This is a genomic window from Candidatus Poriferisodalis sp. (assembly GCF_965204195.1).
In the GTDB taxonomy this organism is placed as follows: Bacteria; Actinomycetota; Acidimicrobiia; order Acidimicrobiales; family Poriferisodalaceae; genus Poriferisodalis.
On record NZ_OZ241975.1, the window covers coordinates 3,442,526 to 3,466,416 of the forward strand.

The window sequence follows — 23,891 nt, forward strand, 5'->3', positions numbered from 1 at the left end:
TGCGCGGGCGCGCCTACAGCTCGGCGACGATCTCCGCCATCAGCTCGCCGGCCTCGGTGGGGTTGAGCCCGACCCGCGCACCGGCGTCGCGCAGCGCTTCCATCTTGGCCTCAGCGGTGCCTTTGCCACCCGAGACGATGGCGCCCGCGTGGCCCATCTTCTTGCCCGGGGGCGCAGTCACGCCGGCGATGTAGCTCGACACCGGCTTGGACATGTGGTGCTTGATGAACTCGGCCGCTTCTTCCTCGGCTGAGCCGCCGATCTCGCCGATCATCATCACGGCCTTGGTGTCGGGATCGGCTTCGAACGCTTCGAGGCAGTCGATGAACGAGGTGCCCGGCACGGGATCGCCGCCGATGCCCACGCACGTCGTGACGCCGATTTCCTTCTGCTGCAGCTCGTACAGCGCCTGGTAGGTCAGGGTGCCCGATCGGCTGACAATGCCCACCGGGCCGCCTGGCTTGGCGATGTGCCCCGCGGTGATGCCGATGTTGCACTCGCCCGGCGTGATGATGCCCGGGCAGTTCGGGCCCAGCAGCCGGACGTGGGGGTAGTCGCGCTTCAACATGTTGAAGAATCGAGCCTCGTCGTGGGCCGGCACGCCCTCGGTGATGCAGGCGACGAACTCAATGCCCGCCTCGGCGGCGTCCATCACGGCGGCAAACACACCCGGCGCCGGGATGAAGATGCACGAGGCATTGGCGCCCGTGGCTGCGACCGCTTCGGTGCAGTTGGCGAACACCGGCACGCCCTCCACGTCGGTGCCGGCCTTGCGGGGGTTGGTGCCCGCCACCACGTTGGTGCCGTAGTCGCGGTTCAGCATGCCGTAGTAGCGGCCCTGCGAACCGGTGAGGCCTTGGTAGACGACCTTGGTGTCGGAGTTGACGAAAATGCTCATCTGAGGCTCCCGTGATCAGGCCGCGGCCATCGCGACGGCTCGACGGGCAGCGTCGAGCATGGTCGGTTCCATCACCAGCTTCTCGTTGAGGTGCGGTGCGAGGATTTCGCGCCCCTCGGCGGCGTTGGTGCCGTCGAGGCGCAGCACGATCGGTGCTTCGATGTCGACCGCGTCGAGCGCCCCGATGATGCCGTTGGCCACTTCCTCGCCCCGGGTGATGCCGCCGAAGATGTTGATGAAGATGGCCCGCACGTCGGGGTCGTTGTTGATGACCTCGAGCGCATTGGCCATCACCTGGGCGTTGGCGCCGCCGCCGATGTCGAGGAAGTTGGCGGGCTTGCCGCCCACCTGGTTCACCACGTCCACCGTGCTCATCGCCAGCCCGGCGCCGTTGGCGATCACGCCGACGCTGCCCGCCAGGCCCACGTACTGCAGGCCCTTGGCGTGCGCCGCTTCCTCGCGCTCGTCGCGGGGCTGGGTCTCGTCGTACTGCGCGTAGTCCTCGTGGCGGAACACGGCGTTGGCGTCGAGGGTGACCTTGGCGTCGAGCACGTGCACCCGGCCCTCGGGCGTGAGGATCAGCGGGTTGATCTCGACGAGGTCGGCGTCGCCCTCGGTGTAGGCCACATAGAGCTTGCGCAGGATCTCCACGGCCTGATCGGTGGCGGCGGGGTTGAGGTTGGCGCCCTCTACCCACGCCCGGGCAGCTTCTTCGGTGAGCCCCTCGGCGGGATCCACGAGCACCTTGCTGATGGCATCGGGGTTCTCGGCCGCCACCGTCTCGATCTCGACGCCGCCCTCGGCCGACAGCATCCCGAGGTGCTTCTTGGCCGAGCGGTCCAGCGTGAAGCTGGCGTAGTACTCCTCGGAGATGTCCGACGCCTTCTCGATCCACAGCCGCTGCACGATGTGGCCGTTGATGTCGAGCCCCAGGATGTTGTCGGCATGGGTCCGCACGTCGTCGACGGAGACGGCGAACTTCACGCCTCCCGCCTTGCCGCGCCCGCCCGTGTGCACCTGCGCCTTCACCATCACCGGCGTGCCCAAGCGCTCCGCTGCGGCTACCGCTTCGTCGACGCTGAAGGCGACCGCGCCGTCGGATACCGGCATGCCGTAGCCCTTGAAGAACTGCTTGCCCTGATACTCGAAGAGATCCACGGCGGGGAGCATAGGAGCGGAGCCCTGCCGCCCGCTGTGAAGACGCTTGGAAGCTCCAGGCCTCTAGGTGCGGACGCGGCGGAGGTTGGCGAAGCTGGCCACGAGGGTCTTGTTGCCGAGGTCGGCGAAGTGGACGGTGACCTCCCAGTCGTCGCCGTCGGGCCGTACATCCTGCACGACGCCGGCACCGAAACGGTCATGCAACACGTCATCGCCGACGCCGTACCCGAGGTCGGCCGAGGGGGCCGGCTTCGGCTCGCCCATCCGGGCGGCCACCCGGCGGCGGGCCTCCTCCCGGCGAGACTCGCGACCCTTCGCCGCGCTGTCGTCGTGGCGCGCGGGATCGCTGCGGGGCTGGCTCCGGCCCGCCAGCTCCGTCTCGCTGAGTTGGCTGTACTCGCTGGGCTCGCTGGCCCGCCGATTGGCGCCCCAGTCGCTGGTGACGGGCCGCCACGAGCTGCCGAGCCGCTGGGTGTCGTCGGAGCGGTCGTCCAGCAGGTCCGCCGGGATCTCGTCGATGAAGCGGCTGGGCGGGTTGTAGCTGGTCTGACCGTGCAGCATCCGGCTCCATGAGTGCGTCAGGTAGAGCTGCTTGCGGGCCCGAGTGATGCCGACGTACGCCAGCCGTCGCTCTTCCTCCAGCTCGTAGGGATCGGTCATCGAGCGGTGGTGCGGGAAGATGCCGTCTTCCATGCCGGTCACGAACACGATGTCGAACTCGAGTCCCTTGGCGGAATGCAGGGTCATCAGCGAGACCTGGGAGGCGTCGGTCATCTCGTCCACGTCGCTGACGAGCGACACCTGCTCCAGGAACTCGTCGCACGACTCGAACTCTGCAGCAGCACCGGCGAGCTCTTCGAGGTGCTCCAGCCGCCCGTCGGATTCGACGGTGCCCTCATCGTGCAGTGCCTGGATGTAACCCGATTCGTTCAGCGCCACTTCGAGCACAGCTGCGGGGCCCTCGTCGATGCGGGTCCGAGCTCTACCCATCAGCTCGCGGAACTGCTGCAGGCCGCCGCGGGCGGTGCCGCGCACGCCCAGCGATTCGGCACGGTCAATCACCTCGGCCAGCGATGTGTCGCCCCGGGCTGCCGCATCGTCCAGCTTGGCAATCGTGCGATCGCCGATGCCGCGGGCGGGCAGGTTCACGACCCGCTTGAGCGACACCTCGTCGGACGGATTGACCGCAGCCCGCAGGTAGGCCAGCGCATCCTTGATCTCGCGCCGGTCGTAGAAGCGGGTGCCGCCGATGATCTGGTACGGCACGTCATTGGCGACGAGCTCTTCCTCGATCACGCGCGACTGGGCGTTGGACCGGTAGAACACCGCAGCGTCGGACCAGTCGATCCGGCCGTCGCCGTGCAGGCGGCGCAGCTCCGCGCAGACGTAGTGCGCCTCGTCTTCCTCATTGGTGCCGCGGTAGCGGATCGGCTTGGCGCCGCCGGACTGATCGGTCCAGAGGTTCTTCGGCGGCCGTCCGAAGTTGTTGCGGATCACCGAGTTGGCGGCGTCGAGGATCGACTGGCTGGAGCGGTAGTTCTGGTCGAGCACGTAGGTCGAGCTGTTGTCAAAGGTGGCGCCGAACTCGAGGATGTTGGTGATGTCGGCGCCCCGGAACGCGTAGATTGACTGGTCGGAGTCGCCGACCACGAAGACGTTCTGGGCGGGCCCGCTCAGCAGCCCGATCAGCCGCACCTGCGCCAGGTTCGTGTCTTGGTACTCGTCGACGAGGATGTGCTCGAAGCGCTGCCGGTAATGCTCGGCTACCTCGTCATGAGCACTGAGCAGCTCCACGCCCAGCATCAACAGATCGTCGAAGTCCATGGCACCGGCGCGCCGCAGCCGCTTCTGGTACTCGGAGTAGACGCGGGCCACTTCGCGGTTGAACGGCCCGCCGCCGTCGGGCGATTCGGCCCGCTCCGCAGCCTGCGGCGGCGTGGTGAGCTGGTTCTTCAGCGTCGAGATCGCCGCATGCACGGCGCGCTCGTTGTACCGCTTGAGGTCGAGGTCGAGGTCTCGCACGACGTAGCGGGTGAGCCGGCGTGAGTCCGCCTGGTCGTAGATGCTGAACGTGCCCGGGTAGCCGAGCACATCTGCATGGCTGCGCAGCATGCGCGCGCAGGCGCTGTGGAAGGTGGAGATCCACATCCGCTGCGCCACGGGACCGACGAGGCTGCCGATGCGCTCGCGCATCTCGCCCGCCGCCTTGTTGGTGAACGTGATGGCCAGCAGGCCGAACGGGCTGACGTGGCGGTGAGCGAGTAGGTACGCGATGCGGTGGCTGAGCACACGGGTCTTGCCGGAGCCGGCCCCGGCCACCACCAGCGCCGGACCGTCGCCGTGCAGCACCGCCGCCCGCTGGCCTGCATTCAACGGCGCCAAGATCGGGTCGTCGCCTGAGCTTGTCGGTTCGGCGCTCATTGTCTGTGGACTCACGGATTGCAAGTTGGTCGACGCAGGCTGCGCCAACGTCGCCGGATAGTCGCGGGCCGGCTCACGTCGTGTAGTCGGCGTTGATGCGGACGTACTGGTCGGTGAGGTCGCAGCCGTACACGGTGAACGAGCCCTCCGCGATGCCCAAGTCCACCGAGATCAGCACCTCGTCCGACGCCAGGTACGCCTCGAGCTCGGCGAGGGCTTCGGGCGTTGCGGGCGTCGGGTACAGCTCTTGGTCGCCGAAGCGGATCTGGATGCGATCGGGATCGATGTCGGTCTCGTCGCTGCACTTGCCGATCGCCATCGCGACTCGGCCCCAGTTGGGATCGCGACCGTGCACGGCGGTCTTCACGAGCGGGGAGTTCACGATGGCCTTGGCGACACGCTTGGCTTGCGCGTCGTCGCGGGCGCCGTTCGCCGTCACCACGATCAGGGTTTCCGCTCCCTCGCCGTCGAACGCAAGTTGACGGGTGAGGTCCAGGCTGACAGCGCCGAGCGCGGCCTCCAGTTCGGCCTCGTCGACCGGCCCGGCAGCGCCGTTCGCCAGCATCACCACCATGTCGCTGGTGGAGGTGTCGGTGTCGACACTCAGCGCGTTGAAGGTCACGTCGCAGACACGGCGCAGCATGGCGTCGAGCCGGTCGGGAGCGATCTCGGCATCGGTGGTGATCACCGAGATCATCGTGGCCATGTCGGGCTCGATCATGCCCGAGCCCTTCGCGATGCCCACCACCGTGGCGGCGCCTGCTGAGGCGCTCGCCGTCTTGGGATGCGTGTCGGTGGTCATGATCGCCGTCGCGGCGGCCACTGCGTCGTTGCTGTCGAGCGCCGGTCCGGAGCCGGCGATCAGCCGGTCGAAGTACGTGTCCACCTTGCCTTCGGGGTAGGGCACGCCGATCAAGCCGGTGGAGCCGACCAGCACCTGGCCCGGCTCGCAACCCACCAGCTCCGCGACCCGATCCGCGAGGTTCGCTGCGTCTCGCTCACCCTGCTCGCCAGTCGCCACGTTCGAGTTCTTCGATATGACCACCACGGCCTGCACTCGGCCGTCGGCAACGTTGGCCTGGCTGCGACGCACGCTGGCCCCCGAGAAAAGACTCTTGGTAAACACACCGGCTGCGGCCGCCACCCGATCGGCCGCCAGCACCATCACATCGGCGGTGTCGTCCTTGATGCCGATGTTGCCCACATGGCAAGCGAACCCCGCCGGCAAGTCCACCGATGCAGCCGAGTTCTCGGCCCCTGCTGAAGTCATGATCAGCCCTTGTCGCACGCTTCCCGCGGCCCGGCCGCGGCTGTGGAGCCAAGGTAGTTGCGGTTGCGCTGCGAGCCCCCGCCTATTCCCATCGGGCTATTCCCATTCGATGGTGCCGGGGGGCTTGGAGGTGATGTCGTAGACGACCCGGTTGACGCCGGGCACTTCGTTGACGATCCGTGACGACATCAACTCGAGCAGGTCATGGGGCAGGCGGGCCCAGTCGGCTGTCATGGCGTCCTCGCTGGTGACGGCGCGCACGATGATCGGGCGGGCGTAGGTGCGCTCATCGCCCATCACACCGACGCTCCGGATATCGGCCAACACGGCGAACCCCTGCCACACGTCCCCGTCGAGGCCGGCCTTCGTGATCTCGTCGCGCACGATGACATCGGCCGCTCGCACCGTTTCGACGGCATCGGGCGTGACCTCGCCCACGATCCGAACGCCCAGACCCGGCCCGGGGAACGGCTGGCGCTGCACGATCTCGGGCGGCAGGCCCAGCTCGGCGCCGACGGCCCGCACCTCGTCCTTGAACAGGTTCCGCAGCGGCTCCACTAGCTCGAACGCCATGTCTTCGGGCAGCCCGCCCACGTTGTGGTGGCTCTTGATCTTTGCCGCCGTCGGCGAGCCCGATTCGATCACGTCGGGGTACAGCGTGCCCTGCACCAGGAAGCGGGCGTCGGTGATGCCGCCCGCGGCGCGCTCGAAGATGCGCACGAACTTCTCGCCGATGATCTTGCGCTTGTCTTCCGGGTCGGTCACGCCAGCCAGTGCCTCGAAGAACTCCTCGGCAGCCCGCTCATGGATCAGCTCGATGCCCTGCGTGCGCCGGAACGTGTCGGTGACCTGCTCGCCCTCGTCGGCACGCATGAGTCCTGTGTCCACGAACACGCAGGTGAGCTGGCTGCCGATGGCCCGCTGTGTCAGCGCGGCGGCCACGGCGCTGTCCACCCCGCCCGACAGCCCGCAGATGGCCCGTGCGCTGCCCACCTGGGCCCGGATGGCCTCGATGCTCTCGGTGATGACGTTGGCCATCGTCCACTCGGAGTTGATCCCGCAGATGCCGTGGAGGAACCGCTCGAGCTGGGCTTGGCCTCCCGGCGTGTGCGCGACTTCGGGGTGGTGCTGCACCCCGTAGAAGCGGCGCCGCGGGTCTTCGATGACAGCAGCTGGACTGTCGGCAGTGGACGCTGTGACCGTGAAACCCTCGGGCGGCTCGACCACGGCGTCGAAGTGCGACATCCACACGGGCTCGGCGGAGCCGCCGCCGACGCCGGCATCCCCGAGCAGTTCGGAGGGCACTCCGGCGTGCGTCATCGTGGTGCGCCCGTACTCGCCCCGACCGCTGCGATCCACCTGCCCGCCCAGGTCGCGGGCCAGCAGCTGCGACCCGTAGCAGATGCCCAGGATCGGCACGCCCAGCTCGTACACGGCAGGGTCGATGCCCGGGGCGCCCTCGACGTGCACCGATGCCGGGCCGCCGCTGAAGATGATGGCCGCGGGCGAGCGCTCGGCGAGCTCGGCGGCAGTGGCCGTGTGGGACACGAGCTCGGAATAGACCTGCGCCTCACGCACCCGCCGGGCGATCAGCTGCGCGTACTGCGCGCCGAAGTCCACCACCAAGACCGTTGGGTGGGCGACCGCGCCGGCCGCCGGAGAGTGAGTGGACATAAGCCGCAGCTGCGCCGAGTTGGGGAAAACAACGAGGGTACCGCTGGGCTCCGGCGGCACTGCGGGATTTGGCAGCCGGGCACCGCCCGAGAACGACACAGGACCGGCGCAAACGCCGGCCCTGTGCCTGTTTGGGAGGGAGTGGAGCGGGAGCTACATCATCCCGTGCATGCCGCCCATGCCGCCGCCCATGGCAGCAGCAGCCGCAGCAGCAGCGGCAGGATCGGCTTCCTCGGGCTTGTCGGTCACCAGTGTCTCGGTGGTGAGCAGCAGCGCCGCAATCGACGCTGCATTCTGCAGCGCCGCACGGGTCACCTTCGCCGGGTCGATGACGCCGGCAGACACCAGGTCCTCGAACTTGCCGGTGTCGGCATTGAAGCCCGTGTTGCCGTCGGCCTGCTCGATCTGCTGCACGATGACAGCACCCTCGTAGCCGGCGTTCTGCGCGATCTGGCGGCTGGGGCCTTCCAGCGCACGATGCACCATGCGAGCGCCAGTGGCCTCGTCGCCGTCGAGGTCGAGTGCTGCCACAGCAGCACGAGCCCGCAGCAGCGCAGTGCCGCCGCCGGGCACAATGCCCTCTTCGATCGCGGCCCGGGTGGCCGACACCGCGTCCTCGATGCGGTGCTTCTTTTCCTTCAGCTCGACCTCGGTGGCCGCGCCGACCTGGATCACCGCCACACCGCCGGCCAGCTTCGCCAGCCGTTCCTGCAGCTTCTCGCGATCCCAGTCGGAGTCGGTCTCGTCGATCTCACGCTTGATCTGCACGACACGCCCATCGACGTCGCCGCTATCGCCGCCACCCTCCACGATCGTGGTCTCGTCCTTGGTGATGATCACCTTGCGGGCGGTGCCCAGCAGGTCGAGGGTGGTGTTGTCGAGCTTCAGGCCGACCTCTTCGGAGATGACCTCGCCGCCGGTCAGGATCGCCATGTCGGCCAGCATCGCCTTGCGTCGCTCGCCGAAGCCAGGCGCCTTCACGGCTGCCGATGAGAACGTGCCGCGGATCTTGTTGACCACGAGCGTGGCCAGCGCCTCGCCCTCGACGTCCTCGGCGATGATCACCAGGCCCTTGCCGGTCTGCATGACCTTCTCGAGCACCGGCACCATCTCGGCAACCGCGCCGATCTTGCCGTTCACGAACAGCAGGTACGGGTCGTCGAAGACAGCTTCCTGGCGGTCGGGATCGGTCACGAAGTACGGCGACAGGAAGCCCTTGTCGAACTGCATGCCCTCGGTGAATTCGAGGTCGACGCCGAACGTGTTGGATTCCTCAACCGAGATGACGCCGTCCTTGCCGACCTTGTCGAACGCCTCGGCGAGCGTCTCGCCGATCGTGGTGTCGGCCGAGGAGATCCCGGCAACGCTGGCGATCTTGTCCTTGTCGTCGGAGACGTCGGTCGACATGTCGACCATCTCGTCAACAGCGGCAGCCACAGCGGTCTCGATGCCCCGCTTGAGCTCCATCGGGTTGGCACCGGCGGCCACGTTGCGCAGGCCCTCACGGACCATGGCCTGGGCCAGCACGGTGGCGGTGGTGGTGCCGTCGCCGGCGACGTCGTTGGTCTTGGTGGCCACTTCCTTGACGAGCTGAGCGCCCATGTTCTCGAACGGGTCGTCCAGCTCGATCTCGCGGGCGATGCTCACGCCGTCGTTGGTGATCGTGGGTGCCCCGAATGACTTCTCGAGCACCACATTGCGGCCCTTGGGCCCCAGGGTCACCTTGACCGCATCGGCCAGCTTGTTGACGCCAGCTTCGAGGCCGCGCCGGGCCTCTTCGCTGAACTTCAGGATCTTCGGCATGTGTTGGTTCTCTTTCTTGTCAGCGCAGCCAGCGTCAGGCCACGATGGCCAGGACGTCGCGGGCGCTCAGGATGAGCAGATCCTCGCCGGCCACGGTGATCTCGGTGCCGCCGTACTTGCTGTACACGACGGTGTCGCCGACGCCGACATCCATCTGGATGATGTCGCCCGACTGGTCGGAACGCTTGCCGGGGCCGACAGCAAGTACCTCGCCCTGCTGGGGCTTTTCCTTGGCGGTGTCGGGGATGACCAAGCCGCTGGCGGTGGTCTCCTCCGCGTCGCTCGGACGCACGACAATGCGGTCCTCAAGTGGCTTCAGGTTCATGGTCGGCAGTGCCTCCTGTGGCGCTGTGCCCTGTCTGGGGCGTGTCATGGAACTGCCCGGCGGCACTTAGCACTCTCACCGGGCGAGTGCTAACGATACGAGCACGCGTGAGCGGCCACAACCTCGCGGCACCCCGATCCGGGCTCGCTTTCTGGGCTTCCAACGAGCCAGTCGCAGGTCAGTTGAGGAAGTCGATGCGCAGGTTGGGATCGGCGCCGCCGTCGAGGTCGGAAGGGCCGTCGCTGGCCAGGCGGTACCAGGCCGTTGCGGCGATCATGGCGGCGTTGTCGGTGCACATGGCTCGGCTCGGCAGGTAGGCGTTGATGCCGTCTTCCATGCAGATGTCGAGCGTTCGCTCCCGCAGCGCGCTGTTGGCCGCTACGCCGCCGGCCAGGCAGATGCCCGCTGCGGATATCTCGCGGGCCGCCTTGCGGGCTTTGTGGGTGAGCACGTCGGTCACGCAGGCCTGGAACGACGCCGCAACGTCGGCGGTGGCGACGTCGGGGTGGGCTCGAACCCAGTTGATGACCGCCGTCTTGATGCCCGAGAACGAGAAGTCGTAGCCGTCGTCGAGCATGGCCCTCGTGAGCGGGACCGCAGTGGGGTCGCCCTCGGACGCCAGCCGGTCGATGATGGGACCGCCCGGGTAGCCGAGCCCCAGGTAGCGGGCCACCTTGTCGAAGGCCTCCCCGGCGGCATCGTCACGGGTGGCACCCAGCAGGCGGTAGCGGCCGTGGCCTTCGAACGAGATCAGCATCGTGTGTCCGCCCGAGACCAGCAGGGTGACCAGCGGGAACTGCACTTCGGCGTCGTGCTCATCGAGCAGCGCCGCGTACAGGTGGGCTTCGTGGTGGTTGATGCCGATGTAGGGAACGTCCCACACGAGCGCCAGCGCCTTGGCAGCAGCCACCCCCACCAGCAGGCTGCCCACCAATCCGGGACCGCAGGTGGCCGCCACGACGTCGATGTCGCTGTCGGCAGCACCGGCCTCCACGAGCGCCTCGGCCACGACAGGCGTGATGAGGGCTTCGTGGGCGCGGCCCGCGATCTCGGGAACCACGCCGCCGTAGCGGGCATGGAGATCCACCTGGCTGCTGACGATGCTGGAGCGCACGTCGCGGCCGTCGTCCACGACCGCTGCGGCCGTCTCGTCGCAGGAGGTCTCGATGCCGAGGATGGTCGTCATTGCACCCCCATGGCTGTATCTGATCCGCCCTCGGTAATGCCGAGGGCCGCGCCTGATCCGCCCTCGGTAATGCCGAGGGCCGTGGCGATGTCGTCCAGGCGTTCGCCGTGGGAGGGACTGTCGATGTCGTGGCACCACATCACCAGCGCATCCTCTCGCTTTCCGCCGGGGCCACCCCGGTAGTAGTTCTCGCGGGTGCCGACGGGCGCATAGCCGAACCAGCGGTAGAGCCGTTGCGCCGCAGCGTTGGAGGAACGCACCTCCAGCGTCAGCGCTTGCAGCCCATCGATGCGTCGGGCCTCGCGGTGCAGCTCCAGCATCATCCGTGCGCCCACGCGCTGACCTTGGCAGTGGGGATGCACCGCCACGGAGGTGATGTGCCCCTCCCCGGCCACGATCATGAAGCCGCCGTAGCCGATGACGCCGGAGGGCCGGCCGTCTGATCCCGGCGTGCAGGCCACGCGGTACACCCGCTCGCCGCCACGCTGCAACTCGTCTAGGTACAGGGCCATCGACCAGGGCCGCGGGTACACCAGCTTGTCGATACGGCGGATCTCGCGCAGATGCTTGCGCCGCATCGGCACGATGATCGGCGCTGAGCCAAGCACAATCGGAGCACGCCGCCGGCCAGCAGGGATTGCAGCTTTGGGTGCGGCTGGCGTGCTCACGATCGCTCCCGCTGCTGCCAGTTGATGCGGGCGTCGGGGGCGCGCAGGTACATCGGCGCTATCTCGGACGGGCTCACGAACTCCTCGCGCAGCGCCCGGGCGTGCGCCAGCTCCACCAGCGCTCCGGCATTGGGATGGCGCAGCCCCTCCCGGCCGATCTCCGCTCCCCGCACGTCGCCCAGCACCTCGGCGTAGCGCTCGGCACCGTCGCCCACGATCAGCGTTTCGGCACCCGTTGCCATCAGCTGCGCGGCCACGTCGATGGGCTGATCGACTGCCGGCGGGCTCATGAGCTGGATCCCCCCGGGCGCCCGCCGGTAGGTGGCGTAGAAGATCTCGCCCCGGCGAGCGTCGACAGTGGAGACGATGAGCCGATCGCTGAAGCGTGCCGGGAACGCCGTGAGGTCAAGGCTGGAGACGCCGATCATCGGAACCCGGCAGGCATGTGCGATGGACTTCGCCGTCGCCAAGCCCACGCGCAAGCCGGTGAACAGGCCCGGGCCGACATCGACGGCCACCAGGCCGATCTGCGACAGCTTCATCTGCGCCTGCTCGCACAGGAACTGGATCGCCGGCACGAGCGTCTCGGCGTGGCGCCGGTCTCGGGTGGTGTGGAACGAGGCGATGATGCCCTCGTGCCCGCCGATGGCCACGCCGACCTGCGGCGTCGCTGTCTCGATGCCAAGTACTAACACTGCGCTGCCTCCGCGCAGTGGTGAGCTAACACGGCGGCACCGGGAAGCTGTCGGCGAAGTGCCACGCCGCGGCAAGCGAGTCGGCGCGAGCGTGCCAACTCGGACCGACGAGGTCGGCCTCGAAGATGCGGATGTCGGGCGATTCGCCGGGGTCGGCAAGCCGGATGCGTACGCGCAGGAAGTCGCGTGGCAGTTCGCCGATCACCACCTCGCCCCACTCCACGCACACCACCGCATCGTCGTCGAGCAGCTCGGGCAGATCCAGGTCGAGCACCTCGCCAAGGTTCTCCAGCCGGTACACGTCGAGGTGGTGCAACCTCATGCGGCCCTGGTAGCTCTGCGCCAACGTGAAGGTAGGGCTGGTCACCGGCTCGGCGACTCCGAGTGCTGCCGCCAGCCCCTGCGTGAACACCGTCTTGCCAGCGCCCAGGTCGCCCGACAGCAGCAACACATCGCCAGGGCGCAAGAGCGGGGCCAGCGCCGCCGCGACAGCTCGCGTCCCGTCGGCGCTTGTGGTGCGGAACCGCATAACGGAGCTTGTCTAGCGTGCTCTGCGATCAGCGAGACCGCAATGCGGGGAATCTGCCCGGCGGTAGACGCGGGGGACGCGCAGCGAGATTCCGGTGAGCACTTCGTATGGGCTGCGACCGGACCAATCGGCCAGATCGGTGATGGTGACACCCTCGTCGCCCTGGTGGCCGACGAGGGTGACCCGGTCGCCGTTGTAAGCGCTGCCATCGCCGATGTTGACCATCGTCTGATCCATGCAGACATGGCCCACCACGGGGTGCGGCGCACCGTCGATGAGCACGTTTGCCGGCCCCTGTGCTGGCCCCTGCTGCGGACCTGTGCCCAGGGAGCGGGCGTAACCGTCGGCGTACCCCACGGGCAGGGTGATCACCCGGGTCTGGCGATCTGCGGTCCACGTGCTGCCGTAACCGACGGCTGCACCGCGGGGCACGACCTTGAAATAGACGACCTCGCTGTGCCAGCTCAGCACCGGCTCGGTCGGTAGGGCGGCTGCGATCTCGGGTTTGGGAGCCACGCCGTACAGCACGATGCCGGGGCGGACGCGATCGAGGTGGGCTTCGGGCAGGCGGGCAATGGCCGCGGATGCCGCCATGTGCCGGACGGGCGTGGGCAGCGAATGGCGTTCGTAGAAGCTCAGTGCCTCACCGAAACGGTCGAGCTGCATGCGCGCGTCGGACAGATCAGCGCTGTCGGCGTTGGCGAAGTGGCTGAACACTCCCTCGACGCGGACCGAGCGGCAGCGGAGCGATTCAGTGAACAGCCCCTCGGCGTTGTAGTGGTGAACACCGATGCGCTCCATGCCAGTGTCGATCTTGAGATGCACCCGAGCGCTGGTGCCTGCAGCGACGGCGGCTTCGTCGATCTGGCGGAGCTTGTCGATCGACGGCGCCGTGAGGATCAAGTTGTGGGTCAGGAACAGCGGGATCTGGCGCTCGACAGCGCCACCGAGGACATGGATGTCGATGGTCACGCCGGCATTGCGCAGTGCCAGCGCTTCCTCGACATAGGCGACAGCCACGCACGACACCCCAGCCGCCTGCAGCGCCAGCCCGATCTGCGCTATGCCGTGGCCGTAGGCGTTGGCCTTGACGACCGGCACCACCTCGGCCTCGCCGACGTGTCGGCGGATCGCTGCCAAGTTGCGGTCGAGCGCGTCGAGATCAATGTCGCACCAGGTAGGACGCATCTCCGATGCGTCAATGGGACCCGGCTGCGTTTCTGACGCGTCGCTCATGTCGGCCCTGTCCCTGGCTGGGGCCGCTGGAGCGCATCGCGGGCGGCCGTGAGCGCTTCGACTTGAGCGGTGGCGACCATGGGGATCATGACAGGTTGGTCGGCTGGTGATCCGACGCTGGCCGTGCGGCCGTGCCAGTGCGCCGCTGCCGCGACCGCCGACGTGACGCCGTGCGAGTCGTGACCGCCGGACAGCACCGCGGCGATGACGCCCGACAGCACATCGCCCGAGCCCGCCGTTGCCAGTCGTGCGGTGCCTGAGTTCACGGCGAGCACCATCGGCGGTGCCGGCGGGCACGGCGGACTAGCGATCAACGTTGCGGGACCCTTCAGCAGCACGAAGACACCGAGCGAGGCACCGGCGTGCCGCACTGCCTCGAACCGGTCCGCAGCAGGTGGCGCGCCGGTGAGCCTGGCGAATTCACCGTCGTGCGGCGTGAGGACCGTGGCCGAAGCCCGGCGCTGCAGGCACTCGGGATGCGCCGCCACTGCGGTGAGGGCGTCTGCGTCAACCACCAGCGGCAGCGGGCATTCGGAGATGAAGTGCGCCATCTGGACCAACGACGTGGGATCCGTTCCTACGCCTGGGCCGATGACTGCTGCGTCGAATCGCTCGATGCCCTCCAGCGCAGGCTCTGCCCAGGCGCCCGGGCGGAGATCGCGCGCGACCGCCTCGGTGGGTCGGGCGATATCGCCCGAGCGAACACCCGGCGAGCTGATGACGACCATGCCCGCGCCCGCCTGCTGAGCTGCTGCGCACACCAGCGAGCCAGCCCCGCGCATCTGGGGCGATCCGGCGATCACTCGCACCGCGCGTCGCCACTTGTGGGCCGCCGGCTGCAGGCCGACCAATGCAGCATCGGCATCGGCGTCGGTGACAAGCCAAGACCCAGCAGCACTGGCATCGAGACCGATCGGCGCGAGGCGTACCTCGCCGGCTGCGGCGGCACCGGGGTGCAGCAACAGGCCGGGCTTCAGCGCGCCGAACGTGACGGTCTCGGCCGCAGGCCAGCAGCCATGGTCCTCACCGGTCAGCGCGTCGATGCCGGAGGGGATGTCCACCGCCAGCACGGGTGCCGCCGGTGCTCGATCCGCACCCCACGTTCCGCGCAGCCCGGTTCCGTACGCGGCATCGATCACGAGATCCCACACCGCCCGCGCAGGCACCTCAGCATCGGCCGTGGCGACGAGCTCAAGCGCTTCAGGCGGCGTCGCGATGCGGCAGCGCACGCCCCATCGCTCCAGCGCCGCCGCGGCGACCCGCCCGTCTGCGCCGTTGTTCCCCTTGCCAGCGGCCACGAGCACTCTCCGGCCGTAGGTGCCGCCCATCATCCGCCGGGCGGCGATGGCCACGGCCGCGCCGGCACGCGCCACCAGCACATCGGTGCCCTCAGGCGCGGCCGCGTCGATTGCCGCCATCTCAGCCGGCGTCACGATCGGGATCACCGTTTCGCTCCAGGCCTATTGCGCCAGCACCATGGCGGCTGCCACCGAGTCGGTGTGGGTGAGCGTCACCTGCCATTCAGACAGGCCGGCCGCCGCCGCCCGTTCGGCCGCAAGGCCCCGGAGCACCAGTTCGGGTCGGCCGCCCCGATGCCGTGCCACTTCGACGTCGCGGAACTTGCACGCCCCCAAGCCGATGCCCAACACCTTCATCACTGCCTCCTTCGCAGCGAATCTGGCGGCGAGGCGGGTGTCGGGATCGACCGTCCCCATGGCGTAGGCGAGCTCCGCGGGGGTGAACAGGCGGGCGCGCATGCCGCTGCGCCGTTCGAGCACTGCGGCGAATCGCTGGACGTCCACCATGTCGAGCCCGATCGAGGTGCTCACGCGCCCACGGCCCTACTCACGCGGCTCATCGCTGGCGGGCGAGTCAGGTGCGCCGCCGCCAGCGGACGGGGCTGCAGCGCCCAGCCAATGCTCCGCAAGCACGTACACCGGTCGGGTCAGCAGATCGAATACTTCGAGCGTGCCGAGCAGATCGTCGCGGAACCATGGCAGCGTCTCGGTGACCGCGTCGGCCAGCGCCCCGTAACGACCGCGGTAGCCCATCAGCACCGCCCGCATCACCGGCGCACGCAGCCGTTCGACGAAGCGGCAGTGCAGCAGCGTGAGCCCGGTGGTCGTTCCGTCCTTGGTCTCGGGAATGTGGAGCACCGTGCGGCCGTCGCGGCCGCGGGCCACGGTGACCTCCCGCTCGTAGGCGGCACGGTGCTTGCTGCCGCGCAGCTGTGGGTTGGTCGCCGTGCGCGACTCGATGCCGAGCGCCGTGCCGCCCCGATCGGTCAGCCAGATCGTGATCTCCGGGCTGCTGGCCGATGCCACCTGGCCCTCGATGCGGTAACGCGACCAGCCGGTGACCTCGGCCACCGCCGGGTCGAGCGCAGCCAGCGTGCGCAAGGCCGCGTACGACAGCCGATCCCTGGGCGCACCGGCTTCGAGCGCTGCGGCCACCAGCATCGAGTCGAGCAGCGTCTCATCTGCACGCGAGATGCCCACGGTGACGGTCTTGGCCTGGTGCTTGATGGTGTCGACCGGTCGGGTGAGTTCGTCGATGGCGATATTCAGGGCATCGGTGAAGTCGTCGATGACGACCGAGGGCAGCCCCACCTTGCCGATGTCCGCCTGGTACATCTCCAGCGGCGTCATGCCCACGGCGTATCGCAGCACCGCTCCCAGGCGAGCCGCCGTGCCTGCCCGCAGGTGCCCGTCGTAGCTGCCTGCGCGCACGCCGTCGCGGAAGCGATTGGCCGGCGCGCGCAGGCGCTCGGCCAGCACGGCCAGCAGGTCGCCCTCGCGGCCGGGGGCACCGAGCGATGCGTCAGCGCGGCCGTGGGCCAGCGGCAATGACCCGTCGCTGCCGGCAACCGCGAGCAGCGATTCGGTGCTGGCACGCATCTCGCGCAACGGATCGGCCAGGGCGTCGATGGTCAGCGCCGCCTCGTAGCCGTACAAGTGACCAGCGGCCGTGGCCAGCATGAAGTCCACTGCCGGATGCACGGCGGGAACCTCCAGCAGCTCCGCGGCGGCGTCGAAGCGGCCGGTGCCGGCGGAGGCCACCACGATCGGAGTTGCACGGTGCGCCCGGTAGATCGCCACCTCCTTCGCGGCGTCGTCGGCGACTGAGCCCGTGAGGCCGGTCGCGCACACCCAGATGAGCGGCTCGCACGAGAGGTCGATGTGCTTCTTGTCCTCGGTCCCGTCCTCGGCGACGGCGTGGTAGCAGACCTCGGACAGCTTGATGCGAATCTCACGGGATGCGATCCGGTTGGCGCCATTCCCCACCACGGCCCAGTGGCGGTGGGCGCCCACGTGGCGCCGGGCGACCCGGGCGATCTCGTCGTGCGATGCGAGCACGGCTTCGAGTGCGGCGGGCAGCTTGACCAGCCCGCCGAGCAGATCGCTGACGGCAGCGGTCGTCGCGGCGTCGTCGGGCCGGATATCGGCAGCGATGGCGGAAGCGAGCAGCGCGCACGCCGCAACCTGTGCGTAGAAGGCCTTGGTGGACGCCACCGACATCTCCACGTCGCGGCCGTCGGAGGTGTGGAGCACGCCGTCGGCCCGGTCGGTCAGGTCGCTGCCGCGCCGGTTGACGATGGCGACCACAGCCGCACCCCGGGCGCGAGCGAGATCGACCGTCCGATTGGTGTCGGTGGTGGTGCCGGACTGGCTGACAGCCACGACCAGCGTGTCGGACAGGTCGGCGTGCAGGCCGAAGCCGCTGAACTCGGTGGCCAAGGGCGCTGTCACCTCAACGCTGCCCAGCGTGCGCGACGGCTCCAGGAGGGTCTCGAAGAAGTGCGGCAGCGACGACGCCGCGGCGGCTGCTGTGCCTTGGCCGATGGCAACGATGCGGCGGATGGAACCGTCCTGCAGTCGCGACCGGACATCGGCAGGCAGGGCGTCGGGTCCAAGCCGGGCGTGACGCAGCGGGCCTGCTGTGGCTGCGTCTGTCTCTGTGCGGCCACGCAATGTGGCTGTGTCTATGCGGCCACGCAACGTGGCTGTGTCAATCCGGCCACGCAATGTGGCCCGCAGCGACCGGGGGGCCTCGCCGATCTCCTTCAGCAAGAAGTGCGGGTGGTCGCCCCGGTCGATGTCACGGGTGGTGACTTCGGCGGTGACGATGTCACCGGCGTCAACGGGCAACTCGGTGCCGTCGTAGGAGCAGCGGCGCAGCGCGGTGAACTCGGCCGCTGCGCCGGCGGGCGTGCGGACCAGCATGATCTGGCCGCGGCTGCCCACGGGGTTCGCCGGATCGGACGGGGTCTCCCCGTCGAGGCGGACGTACTGGCGGCATTCCTCGACCAGGCCGTACGGCTCGCTGGCGACGACATACGACGGGCCCGTCGCGCCCACGTACAGCGCTTGCCCGCTCCCCCGCAGCGCCAGCGCCACCACGTCGGGCATCGCGGAGACATGCGCCGCTATCGCCACCGAGCCCTCGAAGCTGCTGGCGGCATCAGCGAAGGCTTGCCGAAGCTGTTCTGACCCAGCGAAGGCTTGCCGCCGCTGCACTGAACTACTCGTGGAATGCTCGCCATTGGAGCTTGCAGCGAGCGTCTGGCGCAGCATCGTCGGGATGACCTTGGCGTCGGTCGTGATCTCGGGCGCAATCTGAAGCCGTCGCTGCGCGATCAGGTCGGCGTAGTTGTCGACATCCCCGTTGAGCACAGCGGCGATGTGCGGAACATCGCCGCCATTCGAGCTTGTGGCCGCGGGATCCCATGCATCGAGGGGATGGGTGTTGGGCACCGAGACGATGCCGATGCTGGCCCACCGGGTGTGGCCCAGCACAACCGTCTCGGCACCGTCGGCAGACAGCGCCCAGCGCAGCAAGCTGTCCTGGCGAATCTGCGATCTCAGGGCCACCGTGTTGTCGCCGAGTTCTCCGATTTCTGACGCGGTCTTGTACACGAACGCCAGCCCGTTGCCGGTGTCGCGCGCCGCACCGGCGCCGAAGAGCGGATCGGTGAGCCGCCCGCCGTGCGCACCGCCGACGCTGCGAGCATCGGCGTCGAGGTGTGCCCCGTGAACGAATACCTGCAGCCCAGCCGAGTCTCGCCCTCGAACCTCAAGACGGTCGAGTGCCGACAGCGCCACCTGGATCGACCAGAGTCCTCCCACGGCTGCCGCCGGGGGCGTGCCGCCCCAGAGTCCGACCACCTCGCGGGCCATCCGCAAGCGGTCCCGGCGCAATGCGAATGCATGGTCCTTCAATTCGCCCAAGCCTGCGTTGATGCGCTCGAACTGGTTCTCGACAGCATGAACGTCAGCGCCGCCGGCGCGGTCGCGCTCGTCGCTCAGCACCTCTCCCGTCTCGGCCAAGCGGTCGATGTCGACTATGTGCGCGTCCATGGCCTCCAGCGCAGCTTCGATGTCGAGCACGCACTTGGCATCGGCAACCAGCAGGCGAACCCCCGGCAGCGATCGCAGCAATTCATCGGCCCGCCGCAGCGAGTCCGCGGCGGTCTCGATCAGGTCGACGAAGGAGCTGCGGGCCCCGGCATCGGATCGACTGCCAGCCAGCGCATCGGCGAGCAGCGCCGTGGCGTCATGCAGGAGCGGGACAACATCTGCTGCCTCCAGCGCAACCCGGTCGTCGCGGCGGCCGATGACGGCCACAATCCCGCACACACCAGCGAGGGTACCGAGCACCCGACCGCCCGTCGGCCCGGTGCCACGCCCGCAATTGGGCGGTGTCGACCGCGCGGGCCATGGCCCAACTGTGCAGCAGCGCGCAAGTTCTAGGTGGCGTCAGCCGCCCCGGCCCCGTCGACGACCAATGCGACGAGGCGATCGGCGAGGACTGCCGCTTCGTGCTCAGTCGGGGCTTCGACCATGATGCGGACGACCGGCTCGGTGCCGCTGGCGCGCACCAGCACCCGCAGGTCGGGGCCTGCCCCAGCGGCGATGCCGTCGATCACGCGCCGGGTTTCGTCGGTGAGCGGAGCTGAGCCTGCGGGCACGTTGCGGAGCAGCTGCGGGACGGCCTGCATCGCCTGAGCAGCCAGTTCGGCGCTCGTGAGCGTCGAACCATCAGACACAGCGGCGCTCGTGAGCGTCGAACCATCAGACACAGCGGCGCTCGTGAGTGGCGCATCGCCGGCGGCCCGCCGGGCAACGAGGTCGGCCAAGTGGACGGCGCTTCGCAGCCCGTCGCCGGTGGTGGCTTCGTGCCGGAAGATCACATGGCCTGACTGTTCACCGCCGAGGCTGTGACCGCCTGTATCCAGTGCTTCGAGCACCGCTCGGTCCCCTACCGCGGTCTCCATCACATCAATGTCGGCGTCGGCCATCGCCCGGTGCAACCCGAGGTTGGACATCACGGTCACAACGAGCGTGTTGCCCGCGAGCAGGTCGCGTTCGGCCAAGTCGACGGCGAACAGCGCCATCTGGCGGTCGCCGTCGATGACCTGCCCGTCGCTGTCCACCGCGATCAGCCGATCGCCGTCACCGTCGAAGGCCACACCCAGGTCTGCGCCGATGTCGAGAACCGCTGCGGTGAGCGCGCCAGGATTCACCGATCCGCAGCCGTCGTTGATGTTGCGGCCGTCGGGCTCACAGAACAGCACGGTGACCTGCGCGCCGAGCCGCTGCAGTGCTGCGGGTGCGAGCGATGCGCTCGCGCCGTTCGCGCCGTCCACCACCAAGTGCAGGCCGTCGAGCGTGCGGCCCTCGATGGCGGCGTGCAGCGAATGCTCATAGGCGTCCAGCACCCGGTCCAGCTCGCTCGGCGAAGCCGCCTGTGCTTCAACAGCGCTGACTGCGTCGAGCCGGTGTGCGATGTCGGCCGTCGACGGGCGGTCGCCGTGCGTCAGTCGCTGATCGCCCAGGCGCTGCGCGACGGCGGCTTGCTCGGCATCGCTGAGCTTGGTGCCGCCCGCGGCGAACAGCTTGACGCCGTTGTCGTGCCACGGATTGTGAGACGCCGAGACCATCGCGCCAGCCGCGCCGAGGTGCTGGGCTGCGAACGCCACGACCGGTGTGGGCACGACGCTGAGGTCGATGACCTCAGCCCCGTTCGCTCGTAGGCCAGCAACAAGCGCTCGTGCCAGCGCGGGACCAGATTCGCGTGTGTCGCGGCCAACTACCCAGAGCGCCGGGCCGCTGTCTGCGGACAGTGCCCGGTTCGCTGCGCACCCCAGCGCGTGCGCGACCACCTCATCGATCTCATCGAAAGCCCGCCCTCGAATGCCGTCGGTTCCGAAGGTGGGTTCCACGCCGGGTTAGCGCTTGGAGTACTGGGGCGCCTTGCGGGCCTTCTTGAGGCCGTACTTCTTGGATTCCTTCTTGCGGTCGTCGCGATGCAGCAGGCCGGCCGATTTCAGCGTGGGCCGCGTTTCAGGGTCGAGCACCAGCAGCGAGCGAGCAATGCCCAAGCGCAACGCGCCGGCCTGACCAGCCACCCCGCCACCGTCCACGGTGGCGCTGACGTCGTAGCTCGCTGCGGCCTCGGTGAGTCGCAGCGGCTCGGTGATCTCCATGCGGTGCACCGATGACGTGAAGTACTCGTCGAATGGGCGACCATTCACCGAGATGTTGCCGCTGCCGGGCAGGAACCTCACCCGGGCGACGGCACGCTTGCGGCGGCCAGTGGTCTGCGTCAGCGGAACGGGCACGAAATCGGGGTCTTTCTCGTCGGGTATGGCGTATTGGCTACGACGTTCGGAACGGCGCCTCAGCGCGCCATGGCGTTGGGCAACGGCAGCGGCTGGGGCTGCTGAGCGGCATGGGGATGGTCGGGCCCGGCGTACACCTTCAGCTTGCGCAACTGGGCCCGGCCCAGGCGGTTGTGGGGCAGCATGCCGCGGATGGTGCGCCTCACCGCGTCGGCCGGTCGGCGGGCCAGCAGGTCGCCGTATTTCTCGCTGTGCAGACCGCCGGGGTAACCCGAGTGGCGGTGCACGAGTTTCTTGGTGGCCTTGTCTCCGGTCAGCACCACTTTGTCGGCGTTCACCACAACAACGTGGTCGCCGCCGTCGATGTAGGGGGCGAAGGTTGGCTTGTGCTTGCCGCGCAGGATCTTGGCCACCTCGGTCGCCATGCGGCCCAGCACCATGCCCTCGGCATCGACAACGAACCAGGAGCGCTCGATCTCAGATGCTTTGGGGGCATAAGTGCGCACGCTGGAACTCCGCATGGGGTCGACTGCGAGACAGACCCCAAGAGGCTACCGGGCAGCAGCCACCGCGCTGCAGGGCACCAGCAGTCGCGGCACCGCTGCAGGTGCTGTTTCGAAGTGTCAGCCGACCGCCGTCACCGGCACCGTGTCGCGCCCGGCCCGCAGCAGAGTTCCCGGCCGCGCATCGGTGAACTCGCCGCCGCTCACGGCGACGTCGCCGTTGATCAGCACCGTGTCGATGCCGTCGGCCTCGCCGTAGAGCCGCCAGGCACCCCCGGGCAGGTCCTCGCGTACCTCGATCGGCTTCGGCGCCACCCCGTCAGGGTCGAAGACCACGACATCGGCATGGCAGCCCTCCGCCAAACGACCGCGGTCCGCGAGGCCGTACAGGCGGGCCGGAACGTCGGTGAGCTTATGTATGGCATCTTCCAGCTCGAGCATCTGGCGGTCACGGGCTGCGGCCAGCAGGTACGTCGAGTAGTTGAACGTGGCCAGGAAGTCGAGATGCGCACCCGCGTCCGACGCGCCGATCACGCAGCGGTCGTCGTTCCACAGCTCCTGGCGCAGCGCCCAGCTGTCGTCGTCGTCGCCAGCGGCACGCGGGTAGAGACCGGTCTTGAGATCATCGGCAACCACTAAATCGCACAGCGCATCCCACGGGGTGATGCCCTGCTCGTCGGCAATCTCGCCGATCGTGCGACCCTCGAAGTGCGTGAGCTCGGGCTTGGTGACCTCGCCAACCGTGAGACGCTCCCAGCGGGCCACGCCCCGGAATGCGCTCGGCTGCTGGGCGAGATCGTTTAGCTCGGCGCGGCGCTGCGGGTCGGCCAGCAGCTGCATCTTCTCTGCCGGCGGCAGCGCCATGGGCTCAGCCCAGCCGTGCAGCGTGTCGAGCAGGAATCCGCTCTCGAAGCACAGCCGGCTGACTGCGGGCATCGGGGCGGTCAGCGCCACCACACGCCCGCCCTGGCGAGCGGCGAAGTTGCTGGCTTCGAGCTTCTGGGCGATGGCATCTCGATGACGTCCGTTGGCGAAGATCACGTTCCAGTTGAGCGGCCGGTCCGCCGCCACCGACATGTCGGCAAGCAGCTGGTACACGTCGGTGTCGAAGCGCTCGATGGTCGGAATGAACTCGAGAGCCACCGCCGGGCTCGACCGCAGCACCGAGCACAGCTCGATCAGCTCGGTGGCCGAAGCGTGGCGCGAGGGCACAGCCTCGCCGGCGGCGTCGTTGTGCGTCTTGGCCCACGACGAGCTGAAGCCCAGCCCACCCGAGTCGATGCTCTCGGCCAGCAGCTGCTTCATGGCCTTGAGCTCGTCGGGCGTGGCCTCGTGGCCCACCGAGCGCTCCCCCATCACGATCCGCCGCAGCGCGCAATGCCCCACCAGGAACCCGGCGTTGGGCATCAGCGTGCCGTCGATCGAGTCGAGGTACTCGCCGAAACTGCGCCAGTCCCACGGAACGCCCTCTTGCAGCGATTCGAGCGGCATGCCCTCTACCCGGGCGAGCATCCGCATCAGGTAGTCGCCGTGGTCGGGCTCCAGCGGGGCGATGGTGAAGCCGCAGTTGCCGCCGATCACCGTGGTCACGCCGTGCAATGGCGACGGAGACAGGGTGGTATCCCAGAAGACTTGGGCGTCGAAGTGCGTGTGGATGTCGACGAAGCCGGGCGCAACCACCATGCCGGAAGCGTCGATGGTGTGCTTGGCGACACCTGCCGCCTGCGTGGCCTCGTCGCCGACGGCCACGATGCGCCCATCGGAGATGCCGATGTCGCCCTGGACCCGCGGCGCCCCCGTGCCGTCGATGATCGTGCCGCCCGCAATCCTGGTATCGAGCATGTGCGGTATCCCCCTGTGACCTGGCCGATGCGACCGAGCCGATGCAGCCGGATAGACGATTG

General features: G+C 68.7%; 19 protein-coding genes. All 19 read right to left on the reverse strand.

Annotation, left to right across the window (positions count from 1 at the left end; genetic code table 11):
* Positions 1-13 precede the first annotated feature (13 nt).
* Positions 14-898 (reverse strand): succinate--CoA ligase subunit alpha, encoded by an 885-nt coding sequence (gene sucD / locus ACOGI8_RS15520; RefSeq protein ID WP_419854702.1) that lies wholly within the window; start codon positions 896-898, stop codon positions 14-16.
* Between the two features lie 15 nt (positions 899-913).
* Positions 914-2,056 (reverse strand): ADP-forming succinate--CoA ligase subunit beta, encoded by a 1,143-nt coding sequence (gene sucC / locus ACOGI8_RS15525; protein ID WP_419854703.1) that lies wholly within the window; start codon positions 2,054-2,056, stop codon positions 914-916.
* A gap of 63 nt (positions 2,057-2,119) precedes the next feature.
* On the reverse strand, positions 2,120-4,492 hold the full coding sequence (locus tag ACOGI8_RS15530; RefSeq protein ID WP_419854704.1) for an ATP-dependent helicase: 2,373 nt from the start codon (positions 4,490-4,492) through the stop codon (positions 2,120-2,122).
* 58 nt (positions 4,493-4,550) lie between these two features.
* On the reverse strand, positions 4,551-5,747 hold the full coding sequence (argJ, locus tag ACOGI8_RS15535) for a bifunctional glutamate N-acetyltransferase/amino-acid acetyltransferase ArgJ (RefSeq protein ID WP_419854705.1): 1,197 nt from the start codon (positions 5,745-5,747) through the stop codon (positions 4,551-4,553).
* A gap of 96 nt (positions 5,748-5,843) precedes the next feature.
* Entirely contained in the window at positions 5,844-7,421 is a 1,578-nt protein-coding gene (gene guaA, locus ACOGI8_RS15540) for a glutamine-hydrolyzing GMP synthase (RefSeq protein ID WP_419854706.1), read from the reverse strand.
* A gap of 153 nt (positions 7,422-7,574) precedes the next feature.
* Positions 7,575-9,224, reverse strand: coding sequence for a chaperonin GroEL (gene groL, locus ACOGI8_RS15545; protein WP_419854707.1), 1,650 nt, complete (start codon positions 9,222-9,224; stop codon positions 7,575-7,577).
* 34 nt (positions 9,225-9,258) lie between these two features.
* Complete coding sequence (groES, locus tag ACOGI8_RS15550) at positions 9,259-9,549, reverse strand: co-chaperone GroES (RefSeq protein ID WP_419854708.1); 291 nt, start codon at positions 9,547-9,549, stop codon at positions 9,259-9,261.
* Positions 9,550-9,727: 178 nt separating this feature from the next.
* Complete coding sequence (gene tsaD, locus ACOGI8_RS15555; protein WP_419854709.1) at positions 9,728-10,735, reverse strand: tRNA (adenosine(37)-N6)-threonylcarbamoyltransferase complex transferase subunit TsaD; 1,008 nt, start codon at positions 10,733-10,735, stop codon at positions 9,728-9,730.
* Entirely contained in the window at positions 10,732-11,313 is a 582-nt protein-coding gene (gene rimI / locus ACOGI8_RS15560) for a ribosomal protein S18-alanine N-acetyltransferase (RefSeq protein WP_419854710.1), read from the reverse strand. The genes tsaD and rimI overlap by 4 nt, the downstream gene beginning before the upstream one ends.
* Positions 11,314-11,399: 86 nt before the next feature.
* Positions 11,400-12,098, reverse strand: a complete 699-nt coding sequence (gene tsaB, locus ACOGI8_RS15565; RefSeq protein WP_419854711.1) for a tRNA (adenosine(37)-N6)-threonylcarbamoyltransferase complex dimerization subunit type 1 TsaB — start codon at positions 12,096-12,098, stop codon at positions 11,400-11,402.
* A gap of 25 nt (positions 12,099-12,123) precedes the next feature.
* Positions 12,124-12,627 (reverse strand): tRNA (adenosine(37)-N6)-threonylcarbamoyltransferase complex ATPase subunit type 1 TsaE, encoded by a 504-nt coding sequence (tsaE, locus tag ACOGI8_RS15570; protein ID WP_419854712.1) that lies wholly within the window; start codon positions 12,625-12,627, stop codon positions 12,124-12,126.
* 12 nt (positions 12,628-12,639) lie between these two features.
* A complete protein-coding gene (alr, locus tag ACOGI8_RS15575; protein WP_419854713.1) occupies positions 12,640-13,863 on the reverse strand; it encodes an alanine racemase in 1,224 nt (407 codons plus the stop codon).
* Positions 13,860-15,296, reverse strand: a complete 1,437-nt coding sequence (locus tag ACOGI8_RS15580) for an NAD(P)H-hydrate dehydratase (RefSeq protein WP_419854714.1) — start codon at positions 15,294-15,296, stop codon at positions 13,860-13,862. The genes alr and ACOGI8_RS15580 overlap by 4 nt, the downstream gene beginning before the upstream one ends.
* Positions 15,297-15,323: 27 nt before the next feature.
* Positions 15,324-15,692, reverse strand: coding sequence for a holo-ACP synthase (locus ACOGI8_RS15585; protein WP_419854715.1), 369 nt, complete (start codon positions 15,690-15,692; stop codon positions 15,324-15,326).
* Positions 15,693-15,704: 12 nt separating this feature from the next.
* A complete protein-coding gene (locus ACOGI8_RS15590) occupies positions 15,705-19,499 on the reverse strand; it encodes an SIS domain-containing protein (RefSeq protein ID WP_419854716.1) in 3,795 nt (1,264 codons plus the stop codon).
* Between the two features lie 110 nt (positions 19,500-19,609).
* Complete coding sequence (locus ACOGI8_RS15595; RefSeq protein WP_419854717.1) at positions 19,610-21,085, reverse strand: phosphoglucosamine mutase; 1,476 nt, start codon at positions 21,083-21,085, stop codon at positions 19,610-19,612.
* A 6-nt stretch (positions 21,086-21,091) separates the two neighbouring features.
* Complete coding sequence (rpsI, locus tag ACOGI8_RS15600) at positions 21,092-21,484, reverse strand: 30S ribosomal protein S9 (RefSeq protein ID WP_419854718.1); 393 nt, start codon at positions 21,482-21,484, stop codon at positions 21,092-21,094.
* Positions 21,485-21,543: 59 nt separating this feature from the next.
* Positions 21,544-21,990: a 50S ribosomal protein L13 gene (gene rplM, locus ACOGI8_RS15605; protein WP_419854719.1), complete on the reverse strand. Its 447-nt coding sequence runs from the start codon at positions 21,988-21,990 to the stop codon at positions 21,544-21,546.
* A 117-nt stretch (positions 21,991-22,107) separates the two neighbouring features.
* Positions 22,108-23,829: an N-acyl-D-amino-acid deacylase family protein gene (locus ACOGI8_RS15610; RefSeq protein ID WP_419854720.1), complete on the reverse strand. Its 1,722-nt coding sequence runs from the start codon at positions 23,827-23,829 to the stop codon at positions 22,108-22,110.
* Positions 23,830-23,891 lie beyond the last annotated feature (62 nt).